Below are 20,452 nucleotides of genomic sequence, written 5' to 3' on the forward strand. Positions count from 1 at the left end.
TATGAAAGGTACACAAATGTTAGCTTTAAATAAAAAGTGTTGGGACACAGTTGCACCTTATTTCTTTCAAGTGGATTGTTTACCGAAATATGGCCCGTATACAGCGTCTGAAGATGAGATTCATTTGTTCGATTCAATCAAAAATAAAAAAGTTCTTGATATTGGATGTGGAAGTGGGCATTCGTTGCAATATATGGCTGAACATGGGGCGGCAGAATTATGGGGTCTAGATCTTTCAAGTACACAAATTAATACAGCGAAAGAAACGTTAAAGTGTTGGAATCCAAAGTTAATATGCGGAGCAATGGAAGAAGAAGGAGATATTCCGAAAGGGTATTTTGATATTGTATATTCCATCTATGCATTAGGATGGACTTCAGATTTAGGAAAAACGTTGGAACTGATTTATTCATATGTAAAGCCAGGAGGAAGTTTTATTTTTAGCTGGGAGCATCCAGTATATTCAAACTTACAGTATGGTACAGAAGAGATTGCTTTAAAGTCTTCTTATCATGAGGAAACACCTATTACGTTTGAAACATTTAAAGGAGAAAATGTACAAGCGACATTATATAAGAGAAAAATAAGTACATACATAAATATGTTAAATAGAGTGGGATTTACAATTGAGAGAATAGAAGAGCCTGAACCGTCTCGTGTATTTGATGAAGAAGTAGCTACACCTTCTACGAAATATTATTCTTTATATAAAGCTAGAATGGTGCCAACTACTTTTATTATTAAGGCGAGGAAATAACTTGCTGAAAATAAAGAAGCCTATCATTTTATATTTGAAATGATAGGCTTCTTTATGTAAAAAAAATGAGGTTGAATGTGTACTTTTCATATAAAAATGCATTTCATATAAAAAGTGTAATTATTTTTGGGAAGGGGGATTGTTGTGCGTCATCATAGAAATTGCAAAAAATTCGGAGTGGCACTGCCTCTTCCGCTTGTGGGAGCAATTGGACCAGCTGGTAACAGTGGTCCGACTGGTCCAACTGGAGGCCATGAAGGTCCAGTCGGTCCTCCAGGCATCACCGGTCCTAGAGGGGCAACGGGTCCACAAGGTCCTCAAGGGATACAAGGAATACAAGGTCCGCGAGGGACAACAGGAGCACAAGGAATACAAGGTGCCGTTGGGGATACTGGAGCGCAAGGGGTTACTGGTCCAATTGGTTTACAAGGTTCTCAAGGGTTGATTGGAAACCAAGGTCCAATTGGTGATATTGGAGTACAAGGACTAGAAGGGATACAAGGAGTGCAAGGCCCTACTGGTAGTCAAGGCTTACAAGGCCCGCAAGGAATACAAGGAGAAATAGGGGAGCGGGGACAAACGGGAGCACAAGGAATGCAAGGTGAGATGGGTGAAACTGGCATCTCGGGTGTAACGGGTCCACAAGGTTCCCAAGGAGCGAAAGGAATACAGGGAGAGGAAGGCGCTACGGGTATACAGGGAGAAGAAGGCCCGCAAGGAATACAAGGAATTACTGGAGGGCAAGGACCACAAGGTGATCAAGGGATACAAGGTGTCATTGGTCCAACCGGTGCAACCGGCCCGCAAGGAATTCAGGGAATACAAGGGATACAAGGCCCAACCGGTCCACAGGGCATTCAAGGTCTGCAAGGAATACAAGGTCCGATTGGTCCAACAGGCCCAACTGGACCTCAAGGAATACAAGGAATAACCGGATCAACAGGTCCAACTGGTCTAACCGGGGCAACAGGACCGACGGGAGCAACTGGTCCACAAGGAATACAAGGAATTCAAGGTCCACAAGGGGTAACGGGGCAGGCGGGAGCAACAGGCCCAACGGGAGCAACTGGTCCACAAGGGGTGCAAGGAATACAAGGTCCACAAGGGATAACGGGTCAGGCGGGAGCGACCGGAGCGACGGGAGTAACGGGTCCACAAGGAATACAAGGAATTCAAGGTCCACAAGGTGTGACGGGATCAACCGGAGCAACTGGAGCGACGGGAGTGACTGGTGCGACAGGCCCGACAGGGTTACAAGGGATAAGAGGAGCGACTGGTGCGACTGGTCAGGCGGGAGTAACAGGCCCAACTGGTGCCACGGGTCCAACCGGCTTGACAGGTGCAACTGGATCATCTGCAATATCAACAGGTGGCGGTTATTTCTTTTCTACATCAACGAGTGCAATTGCGGCAAATGCCAATATTCCAATTAATAGTGGATCTACCGTATATGGAGCAGGTGTATCTTTAACTAGTGCGACAACCGTTACCGTATCTACACCAGGAATATATTTAGTAAGTTATTATTTTCAAGGGGATGCAAGTGCTGGGAATGAGACAGTATCTGTCAGATTACTATTAAATGGAAGCCAATTGACAGGGAGTTTTATACAAAACGTAACGACATCAACTGTAGTAATCGAACCAGCCATTTCAAATACACTTCTTGTAAATGTAGCGAGTGCCAATTCAACGTTAATATTACAAAATGGCCCATTAGGTGTAGGGCATGTGACCACTATAGCAGGCGCGATTACGGCAAGTTTAAATGTAGTGAGAATTTTATAAAGAATATAAAAAACACAAGGAATGTCTTTGTAAGACACACCTTGTGTTTTTTAATATTAAATAAACATTTTCTTTATCTTTTCGGTTGAAAAATATGCTGAAAGAAGTATTTGTGATGTAAGTTATCTATAACTTTATTTGCTTGATATGTGCGGTGTTGTTCTAGTCGAAGTCTTTGTTCCATCATTTTTATTTCGTGATCTGATAAACGTAACATTATACATTTCTCCTTTTCTATAAATATAGGTGTCTATTGGTATCGTTCCCATATTTATAACTAAGGAGGCATACTGTGTAACATAGGCAAAAAGCACCTTCCTCTCCCATTACGCTTACGAGGTTAGCTGTCGGACTCGGGAAGTGAGAGTTTCCCTACTTAAAAAAGATTCGCCCCAAGTAGCAAAAAGCTACATAAGTGGTTCCCCCGCTCCAAAATTTGGACTCAGCAAAAGGTTTTATAAGGTAAAAAATAACATGAACAAACAGTTAAGTCAAATTATTTTATGTTTTCTGTTTTTTTAAATTGTGTAAGAATCATACCATTAGGAAGTATTGTATCTGATACTGTAATGAATCCGTGTTTTTTATATAATGTAATAGCAGGGGTATTCGCTTTACCTGTTTGTACAATGTATGTCATTGAAGAAGGGAACATGTTAAAAATAAAAAGTAGCAGTTTCGTTGCGATTCCTTTTTGAAAAAAATCAGGCGATACAACGAGTCGGTGGATATCAATTCGTTGTTCTTCTTGCATAAAGGAAATAAAACCGACAAGTTTATTTTCAGAAAAATATCCATAGAATGTTTCATCGCAACTTTGAATATCGTTTACAGTATCATATAAACGGGGTATTGCAGTACTGTTTAAATAGAATGCTTCAACTTTATAGGCTGGGATTTGAACTTGTAATATGGATGATGCTACCTCAAAAGAACTGGAATGTAATTTGTGAATCATAGATCAAGAAACCTCCTTTATATATGATATATTAATATAATTCCTTTTTGGCTAAGTTTGACAATATTTTTCTTTTTTGCATATAATATATGTATCTCCATACATATATTATTCTAAGCTATATTTCTATAGTAGAATATATTTAGTGTAAATGAGTTTATAATCTTATATAAGAGTTTGGTTACCCTTATGTTTGATCATACAAACTATAATAGAAATGGAGGACTAAAAATGGGATGGATTATCACATTAATAGTTGGTGCTATTATAGGTGCAATTGCTAGTTCTATAACGGGTAAAAATTTTCCAGGTGGTATGTTCGGAAATATTATCGCAGGTTTATTAGGTGCTTCGTTAGGTGGTAGATTATTTGGATCTTTTGGACCATCATTTGGTGGGATTCATGTCGTGCCAGCATTATTAGGTGCAATTGTATTAATTCTTATTGTATCATTTGTAGTGAAAGCTGCAAGGAAATAAAGATATAGATCATGACGAAAAGCCCTGAATAAGGGCTTTTCATCATTCGAAGAGGTGGTTTAGTTGGAAAAAGTAAATATAAGAAAAAGAGATAAGTTGAAAAAGTTTTTTAGAGAACAAAATTATTTAGCGGTGCTACTTGGGTTTGCATTATTGTTTATCAACATATTATTGCTAACGAAAATTTCTTTTGTTTTTACTCCGTTTATCGTCTTTTTAAAAACAATTTTCTTCCCGGTATTATTAGCGGGTGTGCTATTTTATATTTTACATCCATTCGTTTCGCTTTTAGAAAAGAAAGGTGTTTCACGAATCGTATCAATAGCTTCTATATATATAATAGTACTAGGATTATTTGTATTTTTAGTTGTAACAGTAATACCGATTATAAAAGATCAAATCGATGCATTAATAGATAACTTACCGTATTTCGGTCATGAAATTGAACGAGCAGCACGTAGATTCGGGGAAAGTAATTTACTAGGAAAAATTCAGGAGAATTTAAATATTGATGTAGCGAGTATGGTAAAAGACTACACAGTTGATTTTACGAAATCATTATCATCAGTAACTGGAAATGTAACTGGATTTTTAAGTACTGTTACAGAGGTCGTTTTAACGTTTGTAATGGTTCCGTTTATATTGTTCTATCTTTTAAAAGATGGTGAGCAATTACCGAATCACTTTTTAAAGTTTATTTCAGAGCAAAGACAACCAGCAGCGATGAGAATACTAGATGATATGCATTATGCGATTAGCTCGTATATTAGAGGGCAAATTATTGTTAGCTTGTTTATCGGTATTATGCTATTAATCGGTTACCTTATTATTGGTATTAAATATGCAGTACTACTCGCTATTTTGGCAATGATTGTAAATATTGTTCCGTACGTAGGACCAATCATTGCAATTACACCAGCATTAATTATCGCGTTTATTGACTCGCCATCAATGGTGTTAAAAGTAATTATCGTTATGATGGTTGTACAATTAGCAGAAGGTAAATTTATTTCTCCGCAAGTCATGGGGAAAAAGCTAGACATTCACCCGATTACTATCATTTTTATTATTTTAACTGCCGGAAATTTATTTGGAATTATGGGGATTATTTTAGCAATTCCAGGATATGCGATATTAAAAGTGTTAGTAACGCATGGGTATAGATTTGTTAAGTTGAATACGTGAAAAAAGAGCTAAAACAGATAAAACTGTTTTAGCTCTTTTTCATTTATAGTCTTGTTATAGTAAACAAATTCACCTTATGCGTAGGCTTTTAACTCAATAATAGGTAGATTGCTCTCCTTTAGTTTGTAATCAAATATTAAATCGTCCATGCGAAAATTAGCATCTACTTCAAGAGAAATGAAGGTACCCCCGATTTCTACTTGATTTCCGTTCTCATTTTCAAAAGTGAGCGCACCGTCAAATGTTTCTATGTACTCATCGCAAGTGTATAAATATATAGCGATAGGTGTGAAATGTATAATTACCCCTAAAGTATCATCTTGACTTTTATCATCGTTCTTAAATACATCAATCTTAAACGTATCATTCTTTTTAGTAAACCAACCCATGACATCACCTCGTTTTTTTATTGTAAATCGATTCTATATATATTGATTATATATTGTTCGGAATAAATTGGTAATCACTATTGCTAAAACCTAACAAAAAAAGAAAATTCAGTTTTAGATGAACGACAAATGTGATAAACTGTAAAAAATAACTAAAAGCAATGAAAGAGAAGAGTACATATTCGAAACTTTTTAGAGAGCTGATGTGTGGTGGAAATCAGTAAGGGATGAATATGGAATGGGCTCTGGAGCTTCTCGCTGAAATGAGTAGGTAAAGACGGTTACTTCACGTTATCGAAGTATGAAGTGAGCTAATGATAGCTAATTAAGGTGGTACCGCGGGAGTTTCTCGTCCTTTTTATAGGATGAGGGGCTCTTTTTATTTTTATTTTGAGGAAGGAGGAGTTAGTGTGAGTGAAAAAATAATGTTAACAGGAATTAAGCCGACAGGTTATCCGCATTTAGGAAATTATATTGGTGCAATTAAACCAGCATTACAAATGTCAAAAAATAATGAAGGAAAAGCATTATATTTTATAGCTGACTATCATGCGTTAAATGCTGTGCATGATCCGGCGAAGTTCAATAATTATACGAAAGAGGTAGCAGCAACTTGGTTATCGCTTGGACTTAGTGAAGACGTTATTTTTTATCGCCAAACAGAAATACCGGAGATTTTAGAATTAACGTGGATACTATCTTGCCTAACTCCGAAAGGTCTTATGAACCGTGCCCATGCGTACAAAGCGAAGGTAGAGCATAATAAAGAAGCAGGATTAGAGAACGATGCAGGTGTGAATATGGGGTTATACACGTATCCCATTTTAATGGCAGCTGACATATTATTATTTCAAGCTACTCATGTGCCAGTAGGGAAAGACCAAATTCAGCATATTGAAATCGCTCGTGACATTGCGATGTATTTTAATCATACATTTGGCATGACATTTACGTTTCCAGAGTTTGTGATACAAGAAGATGGTGCAATTTTACCGGGGCTTGATGGAAGAAAGATGAGTAAGAGTTATGGGAATGTTATCCCGTTATTTGCAGAGCAAGAAAAACTACGAAAATTAATTTTTAAAATCAAAACAGATTCTTCACTTCCGAATGAACCGAAAGAGCTAGAGACGTTATTTACAATTTATAAAGAATTTGCGACAGAAGATGAAATGCAGTCGATGCGTGAAAAGTATGAGACCGGCATTGGATGGGGCGATGTGAAAAAAGAGTTGTTTCGCGTTGTAGACCGTGAATTAGCTGGACCTCGTGAGAATTATGAGATGTATATGAATGAGCCGCATTTATTATATGAAGCGTTAGAGAGAGGTGCTGAGAGGGCACGAGATATTGCGAAGGTAAATTTAGCGGAAATTAAAAAACGAATTGGATTTGAGAGGGGACGTTAAGCGTTCCCTTTTTTTGCGATATGAATTTTAATAATTTTTGCGTAATATCATTAAGTGAAGTAAGGAATTCACATTTTCTTTCGAAACTTATTAGTTGCATATATTAAAAAATATGCTAATATAGGGATACTTATTAAACATGTTTAATAAGTAAAATTAAAGTCACTTATTAAAGTTGTTTAATAAGTTAAATTCATTCTATAACGAAGGAGATGATTGTATGAAAACGGAAAAAGAGAAGATGTTGGCGGGAGAAATGTATATTGCGGATGACGAAGAATTAGTGGCTGATAGGGTGGAGACAAAACGTTTAACACGCCTTTATAACGAGGCGATGGAGACAGGAAATGAGGAGCGTTTTACTTTATTAAATCAGCTTTTAGGTTCTTCAGCTGACGGGAAAGCCCAAATTAATCCTGATTTTCGTTGTGATTACGGCTACAATATCCACGTTGGAAAGAGCTTTTTCGCAAATTTTAATTGTGTTATTTTAGACGTTTGTGAAGTGCGAATCGGTGATAATTGTATGTTTGCACCTGGTGTTCACATTTATACTGCTACGCATCCGTTGCATCCGGTGGAGCGGAATTCTGGAAAAGAATATGGAAAACCGGTAAAGATAGGTAACAATGTTTGGGTTGGTGGGGGAGCTATTATTAACCCTGGCGTTTCAATTGGTGATAATGCTGTAATTGCCTCAGGGGCAGTTGTGACAAAAGATGTACCTAATAATGTAGTAGTTGGTGGTAATCCAGCTAAACTTATTAAAACGATAGACGAATAAAGGGCGTTTTCGCCAGTTCGTACATTATCGTATAGACAATTTGAAAGGTGTTTCATATGGAGAAATATAGTGCGGACAATCATACAAAGACATTACTTGCCTCTCGAAACGCTCTTTTTCTCTTATTCGCTTTGCCAGGTGTCGCGTTTGCTACATGGATTTCAAGAACAGCAGCTACTCGAGATATTTTAGCAGTGTCAAATGAAGAAATGGGCTGGATTTTGTTCGGATTATCTGTCGGTTCAATAATGGGTCTACTGAGTGCAAGTCACTTCATTGACTGTAAGGGAGCTAGAGACGTTATTATAGGTAGTATGTTTTTTATGATTGTTGGATTGATTTGTTTAGGTATAAATATTTATTTTGTTTCTAGCATTGGGGCTTTTAGTAGCTTACTAGTATTTGGAGTAGGATATGGGTTAGCAGAAGTCGCATTGAATGTAGAAGGTTCTTCCATTGAGCGGAAATTAGGAACAACACTTCTTCCGAAATTCCATGGCTTTTTTAGCGTAGGAACTTTAGTAGGCGCGCTCAGTGGTTCTATCGCAGCGTCGCTTCACATCCCAATTCTGTATCAGTTTCTTGCGATTTCGGTCGTGTTTGTATTACTTGTATGTATGGTGTATCGTTTTCTTCCGTATGGAACAGGAAAGAAGGAGAAATCGCAGAACAAAAAGAGAGCGAAGCGTACTTCCTTACGTATGGAAAAAAAGGTGCTTTTAATTGGTCTTTTTGTGCTTGGAATGGCTTTTGCAGAAGGAAGTGCAAATGATTGGTTACCTATCGTGATGGTAGACGGACATGAACAAAGTGTAGTGACAGGTTCTATTATGTACACAGTTTTTGTAATGGCAATGACGTTAGCTCGTATGTGTAGTAGTTATTTCCTTGATCGATTCGGTCGTGTCGTTGTTGTACGTGCTACTATTATGATGGCGATCATAGGAATTTCAATCGTAATATTTGGGAGTAATTCGTATTTTCTAGCATTAGGTGTAGTACTGTGGGGGATTGGTGCAGCATTAGGTTTCCCGATTGGTCTGTCAGCTGCTGGAGATGATCGTGAAAATGCGACTTCTAATGTTGCTGCAGTTTCTATCATTGGTTATACAGCCTTTTTAGTCGGACCACCATTTTTAGGGATACTTGGAGAAGCATTCGGAATACGTAATGCCTTGCTAGCGGTTTTATTATTTGTTCTTTTGTCTGGAATTGTATCATCTATTACGAGAGAGAATACATCGAGTTAAATAAGAATGGCATGCAGCGGAAATATATCATCTCTATTGCTTTAGAAAATGATGTATGATATATTGTCAACGCAACTTATTAAAAGTGTTTAATAAGTATGTTGATTAAGGTGGTGAGCTATTTGGGTGAACAATTTGTTACTCAAAAATCGATTAAAGAGACGATCCTTCGCGGCATTCGTACAGCTCTTCTAGAGCAAGGAAGTGCGACGAAAGTTGAACTTAGTAATACATTAGAAATTAGTTTTCCAACGATAAGTAAATTTATAGAAAATATGAAACAAGATGGTGAAGTCACTTTAGTTGGTTTAGATGATTCAAGTGGCGGAAGAAGAGCGAAACGATATGTATATAATCCGGAATATATGTTAGGATTAGCGATATTTTTAGAAAAAAATGAGACGAACTATACAATTTTTAACTGTTTAGGGGAAGTAAAAGAACAAGGAAGTACTTCAAGTGTATTGATGGATACGGGTTTACATTTATTGACAGAACATATAGAAAGTCTTATAGCTACATTTCCGAAAATAAGTTCTATATCAATTGGTGTGCCTGGCGCGGTCGATAATGGGCGTATTTTTTACATTCCTGGATATGAAAAGTTCCAAAATTTTAATTTGAAAAGTCATTTGGAGGATCTGTTTTCTATACCTGTAGTAATAGAAAATGATATGAATGCCGCAGTGCTTGGTTATTATAAAAACACTGGAAATCATGACAATTCCTCTCTTGTATATTTGTATTCAGGTCAAAATGGTCCAGGGGCAGGGATTATGATAAATGGAGATGTAGTACGAGGAAGCACCTTTTTCTCAGGAGAGATATCTTTCGTTCCGCAGTATGATAATAAAAATTTCCTACAAGCTTTTAGAAGTGGAGACGAAGTTAACGATGCAAATAATCCAGAGGAATATAATATAGATGCTATTACCCGATTAATTTCTACATTTATAGCTATTATTAATCCACATGCGTTTATTTTCTGTGATGATGAAGTGAATCAATTTGTAATAGATCAAATTGTAAAAAGTTGTCCGCAGTACATTCCAGCAGAACATATTCCTCAAATAACAGTGAGCGATTGGAAAGAAGATTATTTATATGGATTAAAAAGCCTGGGACTTGATCTTATGATTACAAGAACAAGCAAAGAAAATTAAATATCAAATTGTTGGTTGAATATTGTAAAAGAAAAGGTGTCGATTATGAAAATTGAACATGTAGCAATTTGGGTGAATGATTTAGAAGGTATGCGTGACTTTTATAAACAGTACTTCGGTGGTGAAGAAAATACATTATATCACAATCCGAAAAAACAGTTTGAATCTTATTTTATAACTTTTGAAGGTGGAGCGCGTCTAGAACTTATGAGGCAAGTAGGGATAGACGATAAAATACAAACACAAACAGTAGGATATGCGCATATTGCTTTTTCTGTAGGTAGTAAAGAAAAAGTGAATGAATTAACTAATACATTAAGAGAAGCTGGATATCCTGTGTTAAACGGCCCACGTACTACAGGGGATGGTTACTATGAAAGTGTAGTAAATGATCCTGAAGGAAATCAGATTGAGATAACAATCTAGCTACTAAGGGGACAATTCGGATTTACGGTGAACGATAACACCCTCATTTCACGTTATAATGACGGGAAATGAGGGTGTTTTATTTCTATATACAATATGTGATGTTTTTTAATTGGAGTGCTGAAACTCCTTAATAATACGCTCAATTACTGGATGAAGAGTAATAGGTAACTCATCATGGGGGAAGAAGCGTAATTCTTTTGACTCAGTTTGATCACATATAAGCTCACCGTGGAATTCTCGGCAAATATAAACAACGAGTACACCATGTACTTGATCGCCGTTTGGATAGATTTGAAAGTAATCAGGTCCTGAGTATGTACGGAATAGTTCTGGTTTTTTGATGATAAGTCCAGTTTCTTCATATACTTCTCGCTTTAAAGCGTCTTCTAACGTTTCGTTATATTCTAAGGCGCCCCCAATAATGCCCCAGCGATTAAAATCTGTACGGAGCTGCAATAATATTTCATTTTTCTCATTTAATATAATGGCGTGTGATCCGATTAAAATGAGTGGATGATTTCCTACTAGATTTCTCATGTCTTCAATATAGCCCATATTTCTTCTCCTTATATTTAATAATAATTAGGCAGTTCTTTTAACATTTTTTCTGTTTTACGTGCTGTAAATGCTAAGTTATGATCATCTTTTGTTCTAAAAAATAATGTGCGTAAAAAGATTTTAATGTTTGCGCATAAAATACAATACTCATTAAGGGAAAGGCGTTTTCTAATTTGAGGAAGCCTTTTTATTTTTTTATAAATAATTGAAATTAACTCATCTTGCGGGAAATCATGATATAGCATAGATAGTAACGGTGTAACAATGCGTTCATCTTCGTTATTATGAAATAGATCCGATGGAATGAACATTTTATTTAATAAACAATGAATTAATTCTTCGTACCACTCAAAGGTCGTATAGGAATTGTGAACAATTTCAGTGAAGGCATCAGATACGTGTGCAAGACAATGAGCCCATCCTTTATTTTCAATATAGCCTCGAAAATCCATTTCCAAGTTTATATATGTAATGAGTTTGGTTTTTATTTCCTCGATATCCTCCTCTGTAAAAAAATAGTGCGAGTTAGCGAATTGGAGTATTAACGCAATTAACGAAACAGTATAAGAACGTGTGAAAACCCCATCTGTATGTGGGGAGTGAATGTCACAATATAAATACTCATCACTTAAACAAGTTTGTAAAAGTAATTTCAGCTGATCGTCCATAAGGAATTCATGATGAATAAAATGCATAAAACATTTATATATAAGTTGATAACGGACATAACTATCAGTCGTTCCAATATACTGAAGCATGTTCAAAGTTAACTCATTTACATCTATATGATGCAGTTGCGTATAGTCATTTTGTTGTATAAGCTCTAACTGTTGTTGCAATGCTGTAATATCCAATGGAGAACCTCCTCCGCACTTTAAAGATGCGATGTTTTCTAGTATTCTATATATTCAAGGACAATCCTGCTCATGCAAGGAGAACGAGTAGAAATTCGAGAATGACATAGATGAGGGAAGTATATGATGACTATAGAACAGTTAGAGAAACATTTTAAAATAAGAAGAAATGCTTCTTCTATAATGATAAAAGAAAATAATGCAGAGGTTTTTACAGAAGAGCAATTAGAAGAGATAATACAATATTGCGTTGTTGAAGCTGAAAAAGATGGAATAGAAGAATTGCAATTTGAGATTTCTTCAAAAAGCCCAAATTATGATGTGTATAAGAAATGTTTCGAAACGTATTCATTTGAATATATTACTGAAAACATGATTGTATGTAAGGATATATATGAAGTTGAAGATATAGAAAGTGAAATTGATTTTAAGCTTATTGAAGAGATAGGCGAAGACGCTTTTTATTCACTGTGGAATGAAGTGACCGGAGAACAAATCGATTATGATCAATTTGTAAATACGATGCTACAAGAAATTGGTGGGCGATGGAAAGAACATTGTTTAACAGCGAGTATTGATGAAGAGCCAATAGGAATTGTAATCCCGCATATTGAAAGAGGTACGTTAGAAGAGGGAAAACTTATGTATTTCGCAGTCGCTCCAAATATGCGAAATAAAGGGTATGAAATGGCATTCTTTACAGGAGCAATGTTTGTTTTAAAAGAAATAGGTGCATCTTATTATATTGGCGAGACAAATGTACAAAATGAGTGGATGAAGGATGTTTTTGAAAAGAACGGATGTCAGCAGCTGAGCTCTACTGAGCGATATGTGAGAAGGTTTTAGAAGGATGGATGGCTTACTCTCTCGAACTCATTTAGCGGGAGGGTTATATATGTTGGGAAAACAATTTCATTCTTTTGTTTTACTGTATCCAGAGATCTTGTTAGAAGGTTGGAACATCGAAAAAGTTTCAGAGCGTTATGAGGGTGAAAAGTGGGAAACAGTTTGGTTTCAAGTTGTTACGCCAACTAGTATGTTTCGCGTAAAAGAGTTTTTCCTCGATATAATGGAGCCGGTATTTCCAGATAGTTGTATTTCTCAAGCAAAAGGAGCTTGTTTTCAATATAAAGGGCTTGTGTATTGGAAAGGTGTAAATTATAAGGGAAAAGAAAGTTACGTTACATCAAAATGGAAAACGCAAATTGAAATTTCTATTGATCATGGATATGTAAACCAAGATGAAATGGAAAAATTTCTATTCGGGTTACAACCTATAAATATGGAGTTCGCGAAAACGATATTACATACACCATTTCATTTATTAAGCTTTCAAGCGAAGAGAGGTGAAATGGGTGAGATAGGAAAATGTCGTGATTGGAATGCCCCAGATGACGTAATTTATTCGAAATTGCCAATTCATGAAAGGTTAAGTTGGAAGCTCGAATCGGTCGGATTAGGAAATGACGAAACGCAGTATGTATACTGGGATGAAAATAGTAAACTATATGCACTTTGGGTTTGTAGGCATAAAAACAAAGCGTACTATCCTGTTTCTTCATGGACAACGAATTATAGTGTTAAAAAGATGATAAATGGGTTAGAGTTTTATTCGCACCCAGATCGTGGAACAGTTGTATATGAAGATTTAGATGATGAGCAAATCGCATATGTATTTCGAGGGAATCCGTGTACAACTTATGAACAAATAAAAGAACTTTTTGCATGTTTGTAAGATAAAAAGAAAAATCGAAACGACAAAGTAAGCGTTCCTATAATACAATAAAGAAGGATTAGACTATACAAAGAAAGTGTTGGTGAGAGAATGGAGCAGCAAAGAAATTGGCTACAAGCAACTGTAGAACGAAATGAAGATAATACGTTACATATAAAGTGGGAAAATAATATAGAAGAAGTTCGTATTTATTGGAGTACTTCACCAGATCATATTGAAGAAAATGGAGAATTACTTGTAACAGTAAGTGGGGATTCAGCATGTACAATTGAAAACCCGAGTGAAAATGAGCGTCCATATTTTAGGTTAGTAGGAAGTAATGGACAAGCAGTGACAGTAGCTGAGCGTAGATTACCATTACAAGGCGCGTTTAACTTCCGTGATATGGGAGGATATGAAACGACTGAAGGCCGTAAAGTAAGATGGGGTAAATTGTATCGTTCTGAAGAATTAGCAGGACTAACAGAATGGGATATCGAGTATTTACAGAAGTCTAGCTTAAAATTAATTTGTGACTACCGTACAGATTTTGAAGTGAAGCATAAGCCAAATCCAGATATTACAGGTGCTCGTCAAGTATGCTTACCAGTTATGCAAGACTTGGCGAAAGACTTGAACATAAATGAATTTTTCCAGGTTGGTGACCTTTCTATGTTAGGGAAACCAGGCGAGTATCTTGTGAAAATGAATCAAGATTTCGTAAGTGGTAATGAAGCATTCGTGAGCTTCTTAAACTTAGCGCAAAACCCAGAAAACTTACCGTTAGTAAACCACTGTACAGCTGGAAAAGACCGTACTGGATTTGGATCAGCATTACTATTACTGTTACTAGGTGTACCAGAAAAAACAGTAATGGAAGACTACTTACTAAGTAACGGTTTCCGTGAAAAGTTAAATGAAAAAATGATGGCCTTTTTAGGTGCAAAACTACAAAACGATGAAAGTAGAGCAATATTAGGTGCGATGTTTGAGGCACGTGCTGAATATTTACAAGCTGCGATTGATGAAGTTAAAAAGCAATATGGATCAGTTGAAGCGTATGCTGAAAAAGCTCTTGGCTTTACGAAAGAATCGTTAGAGGAAATGAAAGTGTTATTGCTAGAAGATAAAGTGAAACTTTAATCAGTGGGGGGTTCATCCCCACTGATTATTAGCCTTCACCAATCGGGCGTTTACGGGCAGTCCGACTCCCACCTAACTTCTTCGCATTCGCCGAATTTGAGGTGGGAGTTTTACTGCCCGTTAATGCGGGATAAATAATGAGAAGGGAGGCTGATTGGATTAGCCTCCTTTTCTTATTGTTGCTATAATTTTGTTTATGAGGAGTGTTGTGCACCGGGGAGAAAATGGATGAGAAGAACTTACGAATCGGGGGATAAAATGATTCATACACGTTTAAAAGCAGAGGGGTTAAGAGGAAAGTTAGCAACAATACTAAGTCAAGATTATAAGGAACTAGCTGTTCAGGATTTAAAGGTGATTGGAACGGGAGTGCAAAATATTGTTTTTCGCGGAGATTCAGAAAAGGGAGCTTTAGCTTTTCGAGTGCCGTGGGAAAGAGAAGTAGAAAATATAAATGAAGATTTATTTAATAGTCGGATTTCATTGCAAAAGGAAACAGAGCTTTCTAAGTTTTGTTATTCAAAAGGTATTCCAGTGCCAAAGATACATGGATTGCATCTTTCTGCCGAACTTGATTTTTTAATATCGGATCATATATCTACTGATCACATGCCAATTTCTGCATGTAAAATAGGGAAGTTAGTTAGTGAGCTTCATAGTATACCAATCGATGGTTTACAATATGAGCAGAACATTAGAGAGCCGATTAGTAAGTATATATCGGAACGCATTGTGAAACGGATAGAAGGTTTTAATGCAATCACGAACTGTGGAGTTAAACTTCCAGAGACAAAAACAATTGAACATATTCTTAGTACAGCTGACCATGTAAAGAGTTTATTGCATATGGACATTCGACCAGCCAATTTAATTGGATATAACGGAGAAGTTAAAGCGATAGTTGATTGGGATAACGCTCTAATTGGTCATCCATTATTGGAGCTTATGAGAATAGCTGAAACGAATGAGGTTAGTTGGGATGAATTTAAAGCTGGATATAAGAATGATAATATCTTTAGCGCTACTTCTCATATTGTTAGTTTGTTTTATAGATTAGATACTGCGGTCATGCTTGCAAACTTATTTATAGCACATTTGAAAATAGAAGATAAAGGTGTATTCTATAAAGAGCGAGTCAAAGCGCTTTATAATGAAATATATAAAAGCTTATAATTAAGCTATAAGAAGTGTTTAATATAGGAATTGAGGAGAGCATAATGAAATATAAAGTTATATTATTCGACGTAGACGATACATTATTAGATTTCCCTGAAACGGAAAGAAACGCATTACATAACGCGTTTGTACAGTTCGGTATGCCTACAGGATATGATGATTATCTTGCAAGTTATAAAGAGATTAGTAATGGATTATGGAGAGATTTAGAAAATAAAATGATTACGCTAAGTGAATTAGCGGTAGACCGATTTAGACAATTATTTGCACTTCATAATATAGAAGTAGATGCGCAGCAATTTAGTGACGTTTACCTTGAAAACTTAGGGAAAGAAGTACACCTTATAGAAGGTGCAGTACAATTATGTGAGAACCTTCAAGATTACAAGCTAGGTATTATTACGAATGGATATACTAAGGTGCAACAATCAAGAATTGGAAATTCGCCTTTATGTAACTTCTTTGATCATATTATTATTTCAGAAGAGGTTGGCCATCAAAAACCAGCACGTGAGATTTTTGATTATGCATTTGAAAAGCTTGGAATTACTGATAAATCCAGTGTACTAATGGTTGGAGATTCGCTAACTTCTGATATGAAAGGCGGAGAAGATTACGGTATTGATACTTGTTGGTATAATCCGAGTCTGAAAGAAAACAAGACAAGTGTTAAACCGACCTATGAAGTGGAGAGTTTGCTGCAAATTTTAGGAATTGTAGATATTGCGGAAAAAAGTGTAGTCTGTTCCTAATCTGAATGAAATTATATCGACGTTTAGACAAGAGATATCGATTTAACGACATGTTATGACAAAAAAGCCCTTTATTATAAGGGCTTTTTTACATTAATCCTCAAAAATAAAAATCTCATCAATTGTACTATGTAGTGCCTTCGCAATATCGTGAGCAAGCTGCAAGGAAGGGTTGTATTTTCCTTTTTCGAGATGGCTAATCGTTTCACGGCGTACACCAACACTTTTCGCTAAATCTTCTTGTGTCATATTCAATTTGGCACGGTATTCTTTTATCTTCGTTACGAACGCCATGGCGCATCTTCCATTTCATCAACAGGTTTATCGTAAAAGAACATAGAGAAGCCGAACGTAAGAATAAGTGTGCCAAAAATAAGAGCGATATCAATCTCTTGTAGCGCCGGGTTTGGAAATAACATTTCAATAAACATAATGATAGCGGTAGTTAGTAATGTAACGATAAATGCATTGCGGCACGATTTATTGACGATTTGTTCAAACAGTTCATCGTGTTGAACAGTTCTATATGTTGTGAAAAAGGAGAAGAAACAGAACATAGTAAACAATCCTTTTTCATAAAAAAATCCGAGAAACCCAAAGAAACCGAGAAATCCTAAATATTTTATCCAAGTTGTTTTCACGATAGATTCTCCTTTCAATGTTAGAAATAAAGTGAAACTTTAATCAGTGGGGGTGTTCATCCCCCACTGATTATTAGCCTTCACCAATCGGGCGTTTACGGGCAGTTGATCTCCCACCTAACTTCTTTGCTCCAGACGAATTTTGAGGTGGGAGTCTTACTGCCAGTTAATGCGGGATAAATCACGTTATGTTATAAATATATCACATATGGATATGAATGGTAATAATAGTTTTCCAGTTCTTTTCATAATAATAGTAAAAAGACTAAATATACTGCGAAATAAAGAGGATAATATTGTAAAATGGTTGTAAGGAGGGGGAGGAAGGAATGTTAACTGGGATCATGATCGTTATATTACTTGTAGTGATTACTGTAATTGCAACGGTTCTAATTGGGCGAAATGGTGATGCGAATTATAGTAAAGCGACAAAAGGGAATATTAAACGGCTTACGATGATTTATATTATACTAGCTGTCGTTTTAATCGTTGGATTAGGCGTGTATATTTATTTTAAAGGTTAAAAAAACTGAAAAATACAAAAATCTAAAAATAGAGGTATGCTATAATATCAATATAGTTATTTGGTAATTAAGGAAAGGATTGGATGGAATGATTGAAATTACGAATGTGTCAAAAAGTTATAATGGGTCTACCTATGCAGTAAAAGATTTAAGTTTATCTGTGCCTAGCGGAGAAATATTTGGATTTTTAGGACCGAATGGTGCTGGTAAATCAACGACAATTAAGATGATTACTGGTATCCATGGGGTAGATAAAGGGACCATTACGATTAACGGTAAAAATATTATGAAAGAGCCGATGGAAGCGAAAAAAACGTTTGGCTATGTTCCAGATAGTCCAGATATGTTTTTACGATTAAAGGGAATTGAATATTTAAACTTTATGGCAGATATGTATGAGGTGCCGAAAGAAGTACGACAAGAACGAATCGAGTCTTTAGCGAAGAAATTTGATCTTTATAATGCTTTATCGGATCAAATTCAAAGTTATTCACACGGTATGAGACAAAAAATCGTTATTATTGGTGTGCTCGTGCATGAGCCAGATGTATGGATTTTAGATGAACCGTTAACGGGGCTTGATCCGAAATCCGCATATATTTTAAAAGAAATGATGAGAGAACATGCGGATAAAGGAAAGATTGTATTTTTCTCTACACACGTATTAGAAGTGGCGGAAAAAATATGTGACCGTGTTGCGATTATTAATAAGGGGAATTTGCAGTTTAAAGGGAATTTAGATGAAATGAGAGATCATTTTAAATCCAATGAATCACTTGAAAAAATGTTCTTGGAGATGACGGGCAATGAGTAAAATTTGGACGTTAACGAAAGTATTATTAAAATTAAATTATGCAGATTTTATAACAGATAAGAAGAAGCGATGGGCGTATGTATTTTCATTTGCAGCCATTTTATTTGTTGGCTTTTTAATATTTGGTTCGATGACGCACGGAATGTATGAAGGTATGAAACAATTAGGGCAAGACCCAGGAATGATTATCGCAATGGGGCTTGCGATTGCTAGTATATGGGTATTTTTAATGAGTATTACGAACATTTTAACTGTATTTTACTACAGTAATGATATTGAAATGTTATTGCCGTTACCATTAAAACCAGCTCAAATTATTTCGGCAAAATTTTTAACAGTATTAATAACACAATACGTAATGAGTTCATTCATTTTATTACCAATCTTTATTACGTACGGGTTAAAAAGTGGCGCATTTATTACATATTACATATACATGATTTTTATTTACTTACTCTTCCCGATTGTGCCGTTAGTATTAGCTTCATTACTGATGACAGTTATTATGAGGTATACAAATATAGCGAAAAATAAAGATCGAGGCAATATATTTATTGGAATCGTAAGTATACTATTTATTGTAGGAATTAATGTATTTTTACAGTGGAAAAATAAAAGTTCGTTTTCTGAAGATGCACTTACGAATTATCTTGCGAACAACCAATCTTCTCTTTTAGTACAAATGACAAATTATTTTCCAACTACATATTTTGGCGCAGTGGCATTAGTAGAAAATGCAAATTGGAAGGCACCTTTATACATAATAATCTTTGCACTTATTTCATTTGTATTCTTTGTGTTGTTTTATTACATTGCAGAGCGTACATATTTAAAAGGGGTAATTGGACTTTCCACGAGTACAGCAAAGAAACAAATTATTACGTCGGAAGGTTTACAGAAATCAACGGTACAAAGTTCACATTTAAAAGCATATGTGAAAAAAGAATTTAAAACGTTATTCCGTACACCGCAATTTTTCTTAAATTGCATTGTACAAACTTTCGTTATGCCGATTATGCTGTTCTTTGTTTTATTCGTACAAGATGGAAATTTAAAGTGGATTACAGGATACATTAATAATCCAGAATCAGCAGGTTTGGCGATTGGTGTAGGGCTTTGTGCATCGTTATTTTTAATGGGGAGTAACGTTATTGCAACAACATCATTTTCACGAGATGGAAGCTCTTGGTTTGTGAATCGTTATTTACCAGTAAAGGCTTCGGATATCTTTTTTGCGAAAGCAATCACTGCTTGGCTAATTAATGTGATTATTTTAGCAGTATTCGGTATTACGATGGCAATCGTAGCTGGGATTTCTCCAGTCTTCATGATACTGTGGTTTTTACTAAGTGCGAACGGATTGTTATTAATTAATTTAATTGGAACACGCTGGGATGCACAAACTGCAGATATTCATTGGGATACAGAACAGAAATTATTTAAAAGTCGATATACAACTTTGTGGAATTTTTTAGCTAATATTTTAATAGCTTTAGTTATTGTAGCGGGTGTAGGTGTATTATACTTCTTCCTTGAAGTAGGACTGTGGATTATGTTTATCGTTTTATTTGTAATGTTTACGATTGTAAACTATATCTTTATTAGAATGTTAAAATTAGGTGCTGAACGTATACTGTCAAATATTCAATAAGAAGATAGATCCTCTGTATTCATGCAGGGGATC

Annotated in this window: 24 protein-coding genes, 1 riboswitch and 1 other annotated feature; of the genes, 17 read left to right on the forward strand and 7 right to left on the reverse strand. The window is 35.8% G+C overall.

The features are described 5' to 3' along the window. Position 1: 1 nt before the first annotated feature. Together Q3V31_RS10450 and Q3V31_RS10455 are read left to right on the forward strand one after the other, a co-directional pair. A complete protein-coding gene (locus Q3V31_RS10450; RefSeq protein WP_000679192.1) occupies positions 2-757 on the forward strand; it encodes a class I SAM-dependent methyltransferase in 756 nt (251 codons plus the stop codon). Positions 758-901: 144 nt separating this feature from the next. Then, positions 902-2,545, forward strand: a complete 1,644-nt coding sequence (locus Q3V31_RS10455) for a collagen-like domain-containing protein (protein WP_329765003.1) — start codon at positions 902-904, stop codon at positions 2,543-2,545. Positions 2,546-2,618: 73 nt separating this feature from the next. Here the strand turns inward: Q3V31_RS10455 and Q3V31_RS10460 are convergent, their stop codons facing one another. Both Q3V31_RS10460 and Q3V31_RS10465 read right to left on the reverse strand, forming a co-directional pair. Beyond that, on the reverse strand, positions 2,619-2,762 hold the full coding sequence (locus tag Q3V31_RS10460; RefSeq protein ID WP_000945247.1) for a hypothetical protein: 144 nt from the start codon (positions 2,760-2,762) through the stop codon (positions 2,619-2,621). Between the two features lie 96 nt (positions 2,763-2,858). Continuing rightward, positions 2,859-3,003, reverse strand: a riboswitch (cyclic di-AMP (ydaO/yuaA leader). A gap of 38 nt (positions 3,004-3,041) precedes the next feature. After that, positions 3,042-3,503 carry a GNAT family N-acetyltransferase gene (locus Q3V31_RS10465; protein ID WP_000581413.1) on the reverse strand — a complete coding sequence of 154 codons (462 nt, stop codon included), beginning with the start codon at positions 3,501-3,503 and terminating at the stop codon, positions 3,042-3,044. A gap of 231 nt (positions 3,504-3,734) precedes the next feature. On the opposite strand from Q3V31_RS10465, the gene Q3V31_RS10470 reads away from it, so the two are divergent. Further along, positions 3,735-3,983, forward strand: a complete 249-nt coding sequence (locus Q3V31_RS10470) for a GlsB/YeaQ/YmgE family stress response membrane protein (protein ID WP_000539733.1) — start codon at positions 3,735-3,737, stop codon at positions 3,981-3,983. Between the two features lie 63 nt (positions 3,984-4,046). Beyond that, the gene (locus tag Q3V31_RS10475) at positions 4,047-5,168 is read left to right on the forward strand and encodes an AI-2E family transporter (protein ID WP_000416919.1); all 1,122 of its coding nucleotides are present in this window, start codon (positions 4,047-4,049) and stop codon (positions 5,166-5,168) included. A gap of 74 nt (positions 5,169-5,242) precedes the next feature. On the opposite strand, the gene Q3V31_RS10480 is transcribed toward Q3V31_RS10475, so the two are convergent. After that, positions 5,243-5,557, reverse strand: coding sequence for a hypothetical protein (locus tag Q3V31_RS10480; protein ID WP_000539692.1), 315 nt, complete (start codon positions 5,555-5,557; stop codon positions 5,243-5,245). Between the two features lie 152 nt (positions 5,558-5,709). After that, positions 5,710-5,917, forward strand: a binding site (T-box leader). A 5-nt stretch (positions 5,918-5,922) separates the two neighbouring features. Between Q3V31_RS10480 and Q3V31_RS10485 the strand changes: the two genes are divergently transcribed. From Q3V31_RS10485 to Q3V31_RS10505, 5 genes are all read left to right on the forward strand, one after another. After that, the gene (locus Q3V31_RS10485) at positions 5,923-6,966 is read left to right on the forward strand and encodes a tryptophan--tRNA ligase (RefSeq protein WP_329765004.1); all 1,044 of its coding nucleotides are present in this window, start codon (positions 5,923-5,925) and stop codon (positions 6,964-6,966) included. Positions 6,967-7,186: 220 nt separating this feature from the next. Continuing rightward, positions 7,187-7,750 (forward strand): maltose O-acetyltransferase, encoded by a 564-nt coding sequence (locus Q3V31_RS10490; protein ID WP_000845622.1) that lies wholly within the window; start codon positions 7,187-7,189, stop codon positions 7,748-7,750. Positions 7,751-7,806: 56 nt separating this feature from the next. Further along, a complete protein-coding gene (locus Q3V31_RS10495) occupies positions 7,807-9,000 on the forward strand; it encodes an MFS transporter (protein ID WP_329765005.1) in 1,194 nt (397 codons plus the stop codon). Between the two features lie 122 nt (positions 9,001-9,122). Next, positions 9,123-10,163, forward strand: a complete 1,041-nt coding sequence (locus tag Q3V31_RS10500) for an ROK family transcriptional regulator (protein ID WP_000504458.1) — start codon at positions 9,123-9,125, stop codon at positions 10,161-10,163. A 45-nt stretch (positions 10,164-10,208) separates the two neighbouring features. Further along, entirely contained in the window at positions 10,209-10,589 is a 381-nt protein-coding gene (locus Q3V31_RS10505; RefSeq protein ID WP_000687560.1) for a VOC family protein, read from the forward strand. 108 nt (positions 10,590-10,697) lie between these two features. On the opposite strand, the gene Q3V31_RS10510 is transcribed toward Q3V31_RS10505, so the two are convergent. Beyond that, positions 10,698-11,147 carry an NUDIX hydrolase gene (locus tag Q3V31_RS10510; RefSeq protein ID WP_000540471.1) on the reverse strand — a complete coding sequence of 150 codons (450 nt, stop codon included), beginning with the start codon at positions 11,145-11,147 and terminating at the stop codon, positions 10,698-10,700. 17 nt (positions 11,148-11,164) lie between these two features. Next, the gene (locus tag Q3V31_RS10515) at positions 11,165-12,004 is read right to left on the reverse strand and encodes a DUF2785 domain-containing protein (protein WP_329765006.1); all 840 of its coding nucleotides are present in this window, start codon (positions 12,002-12,004) and stop codon (positions 11,165-11,167) included. Between the two features lie 123 nt (positions 12,005-12,127). On the opposite strand from Q3V31_RS10515, the gene Q3V31_RS10520 reads away from it, so the two are divergent. The 5 genes from Q3V31_RS10520 (at position 12,128) to Q3V31_RS10540 (ending at position 16,789) form a co-directional block, all read left to right on the forward strand. Continuing rightward, positions 12,128-12,850 (forward strand): GNAT family N-acetyltransferase, encoded by a 723-nt coding sequence (locus Q3V31_RS10520; protein ID WP_000988271.1) that lies wholly within the window; start codon positions 12,128-12,130, stop codon positions 12,848-12,850. A gap of 49 nt (positions 12,851-12,899) precedes the next feature. After that, positions 12,900-13,739, forward strand: coding sequence for a hypothetical protein (locus Q3V31_RS10525; protein ID WP_329765007.1), 840 nt, complete (start codon positions 12,900-12,902; stop codon positions 13,737-13,739). 90 nt (positions 13,740-13,829) lie between these two features. Continuing rightward, positions 13,830-14,861, forward strand: coding sequence for a tyrosine-protein phosphatase (locus Q3V31_RS10530; protein WP_000437814.1), 1,032 nt, complete (start codon positions 13,830-13,832; stop codon positions 14,859-14,861). A 228-nt stretch (positions 14,862-15,089) separates the two neighbouring features. Then, positions 15,090-16,034 carry a phosphotransferase family protein gene (locus tag Q3V31_RS10535; RefSeq protein ID WP_329765008.1) on the forward strand — a complete coding sequence of 315 codons (945 nt, stop codon included), beginning with the start codon at positions 15,090-15,092 and terminating at the stop codon, positions 16,032-16,034. A gap of 44 nt (positions 16,035-16,078) precedes the next feature. Beyond that, on the forward strand, positions 16,079-16,789 hold the full coding sequence (locus tag Q3V31_RS10540) for a YjjG family noncanonical pyrimidine nucleotidase (protein ID WP_071735438.1): 711 nt from the start codon (positions 16,079-16,081) through the stop codon (positions 16,787-16,789). A gap of 93 nt (positions 16,790-16,882) precedes the next feature. Here the strand turns inward: Q3V31_RS10540 and Q3V31_RS10545 are convergent, their stop codons facing one another. Beyond that, on the reverse strand, positions 16,883-17,083 hold the full coding sequence (locus Q3V31_RS10545) for a helix-turn-helix transcriptional regulator (RefSeq protein WP_000896301.1): 201 nt from the start codon (positions 17,081-17,083) through the stop codon (positions 16,883-16,885). Next, complete coding sequence (locus Q3V31_RS10550) at positions 17,071-17,430, reverse strand: DUF3796 domain-containing protein (protein WP_000859232.1); 360 nt, start codon at positions 17,428-17,430, stop codon at positions 17,071-17,073. Before Q3V31_RS10550 ends, Q3V31_RS10545 begins: the two co-directional genes overlap by 13 nt. Before the next feature lie 329 nt (positions 17,431-17,759). Here Q3V31_RS10550 and Q3V31_RS10555 point away from each other — a divergent pair, with 329 nt between their 5' ends. The 3 genes from Q3V31_RS10555 to Q3V31_RS10565 all read left to right on the forward strand — a co-directional run bounded on the left by Q3V31_RS10555 (position 17,760) and on the right by Q3V31_RS10565 (position 20,419). After that, positions 17,760-17,954 (forward strand): hypothetical protein, encoded by a 195-nt coding sequence (locus Q3V31_RS10555; protein ID WP_000955218.1) that lies wholly within the window; start codon positions 17,760-17,762, stop codon positions 17,952-17,954. 88 nt (positions 17,955-18,042) lie between these two features. Next, on the forward strand, positions 18,043-18,768 hold the full coding sequence (locus Q3V31_RS10560) for an ABC transporter ATP-binding protein (protein ID WP_000570208.1): 726 nt from the start codon (positions 18,043-18,045) through the stop codon (positions 18,766-18,768). Then, a complete protein-coding gene (locus tag Q3V31_RS10565) occupies positions 18,761-20,419 on the forward strand; it encodes a putative ABC transporter permease subunit (protein WP_329765009.1) in 1,659 nt (552 codons plus the stop codon). The genes Q3V31_RS10560 and Q3V31_RS10565 overlap by 8 nt, the downstream gene beginning before the upstream one ends. Positions 20,420-20,452 lie beyond the last annotated feature (33 nt).

Origin of the sequence: Bacillus nitratireducens (assembly GCF_036320425.1) — a bacterium.
GTDB classification, from domain to species: domain Bacteria; phylum Bacillota; class Bacilli; order Bacillales; family Bacillaceae_G; genus Bacillus_A; species Bacillus_A nitratireducens.

Bases quoted from the DNA above. Each gene is read 5' to 3' on its own strand.
- Q3V31_RS10450 (WP_000679192.1), top strand. From the start codon at position 2: ATGAAAGGTACACAAATGTTAGCTTTAAATAAAAAGTGTTGGGACACA.
- Q3V31_RS10460 (WP_000945247.1), bottom strand. From the start codon at position 2,762: ATGTTACGTTTATCAGATCACGAAATAAAAATGATGGAACAAAGACTT.
- Q3V31_RS10465 (WP_000581413.1), bottom strand. From the start codon at position 3,503: ATGATTCACAAATTACATTCCAGTTCTTTTGAGGTAGCATCATCCATA.
- Q3V31_RS10470 (WP_000539733.1), top strand. From the start codon at position 3,735: ATGGGATGGATTATCACATTAATAGTTGGTGCTATTATAGGTGCAATT.
- Q3V31_RS10480 (WP_000539692.1), bottom strand. From the start codon at position 5,557: ATGGGTTGGTTTACTAAAAAGAATGATACGTTTAAGATTGATGTATTT.
- Q3V31_RS10485 (WP_329765004.1), top strand. From the start codon at position 5,923: ATGAGGGGCTCTTTTTATTTTTATTTTGAGGAAGGAGGAGTTAGTGTG.
- Q3V31_RS10490 (WP_000845622.1), top strand. From the start codon at position 7,187: ATGAAAACGGAAAAAGAGAAGATGTTGGCGGGAGAAATGTATATTGCG.
- Q3V31_RS10495 (WP_329765005.1), top strand. From the start codon at position 7,807: ATGGAGAAATATAGTGCGGACAATCATACAAAGACATTACTTGCCTCT.
- Q3V31_RS10505 (WP_000687560.1), top strand. From the start codon at position 10,209: ATGAAAATTGAACATGTAGCAATTTGGGTGAATGATTTAGAAGGTATG.
- Q3V31_RS10510 (WP_000540471.1), bottom strand. From the start codon at position 11,147: ATGGGCTATATTGAAGACATGAGAAATCTAGTAGGAAATCATCCACTC.
- Q3V31_RS10520 (WP_000988271.1), top strand. From the start codon at position 12,128: ATGATGACTATAGAACAGTTAGAGAAACATTTTAAAATAAGAAGAAAT.
- Q3V31_RS10525 (WP_329765007.1), top strand. From the start codon at position 12,900: ATGTTGGGAAAACAATTTCATTCTTTTGTTTTACTGTATCCAGAGATC.
- Q3V31_RS10530 (WP_000437814.1), top strand. From the start codon at position 13,830: ATGGAGCAGCAAAGAAATTGGCTACAAGCAACTGTAGAACGAAATGAA.
- Q3V31_RS10535 (WP_329765008.1), top strand. From the start codon at position 15,090: ATGAGAAGAACTTACGAATCGGGGGATAAAATGATTCATACACGTTTA.
- Q3V31_RS10540 (WP_071735438.1), top strand. From the start codon at position 16,079: ATGAAATATAAAGTTATATTATTCGACGTAGACGATACATTATTAGAT.
- Q3V31_RS10545 (WP_000896301.1), bottom strand. From the start codon at position 17,083: ATGGCGTTCGTAACGAAGATAAAAGAATACCGTGCCAAATTGAATATG.
- Q3V31_RS10555 (WP_000955218.1), top strand. From the start codon at position 17,760: ATGTTAACTGGGATCATGATCGTTATATTACTTGTAGTGATTACTGTA.
- Q3V31_RS10560 (WP_000570208.1), top strand. From the start codon at position 18,043: ATGATTGAAATTACGAATGTGTCAAAAAGTTATAATGGGTCTACCTAT.
- Q3V31_RS10565 (WP_329765009.1), top strand. From the start codon at position 18,761: ATGAGTAAAATTTGGACGTTAACGAAAGTATTATTAAAATTAAATTAT.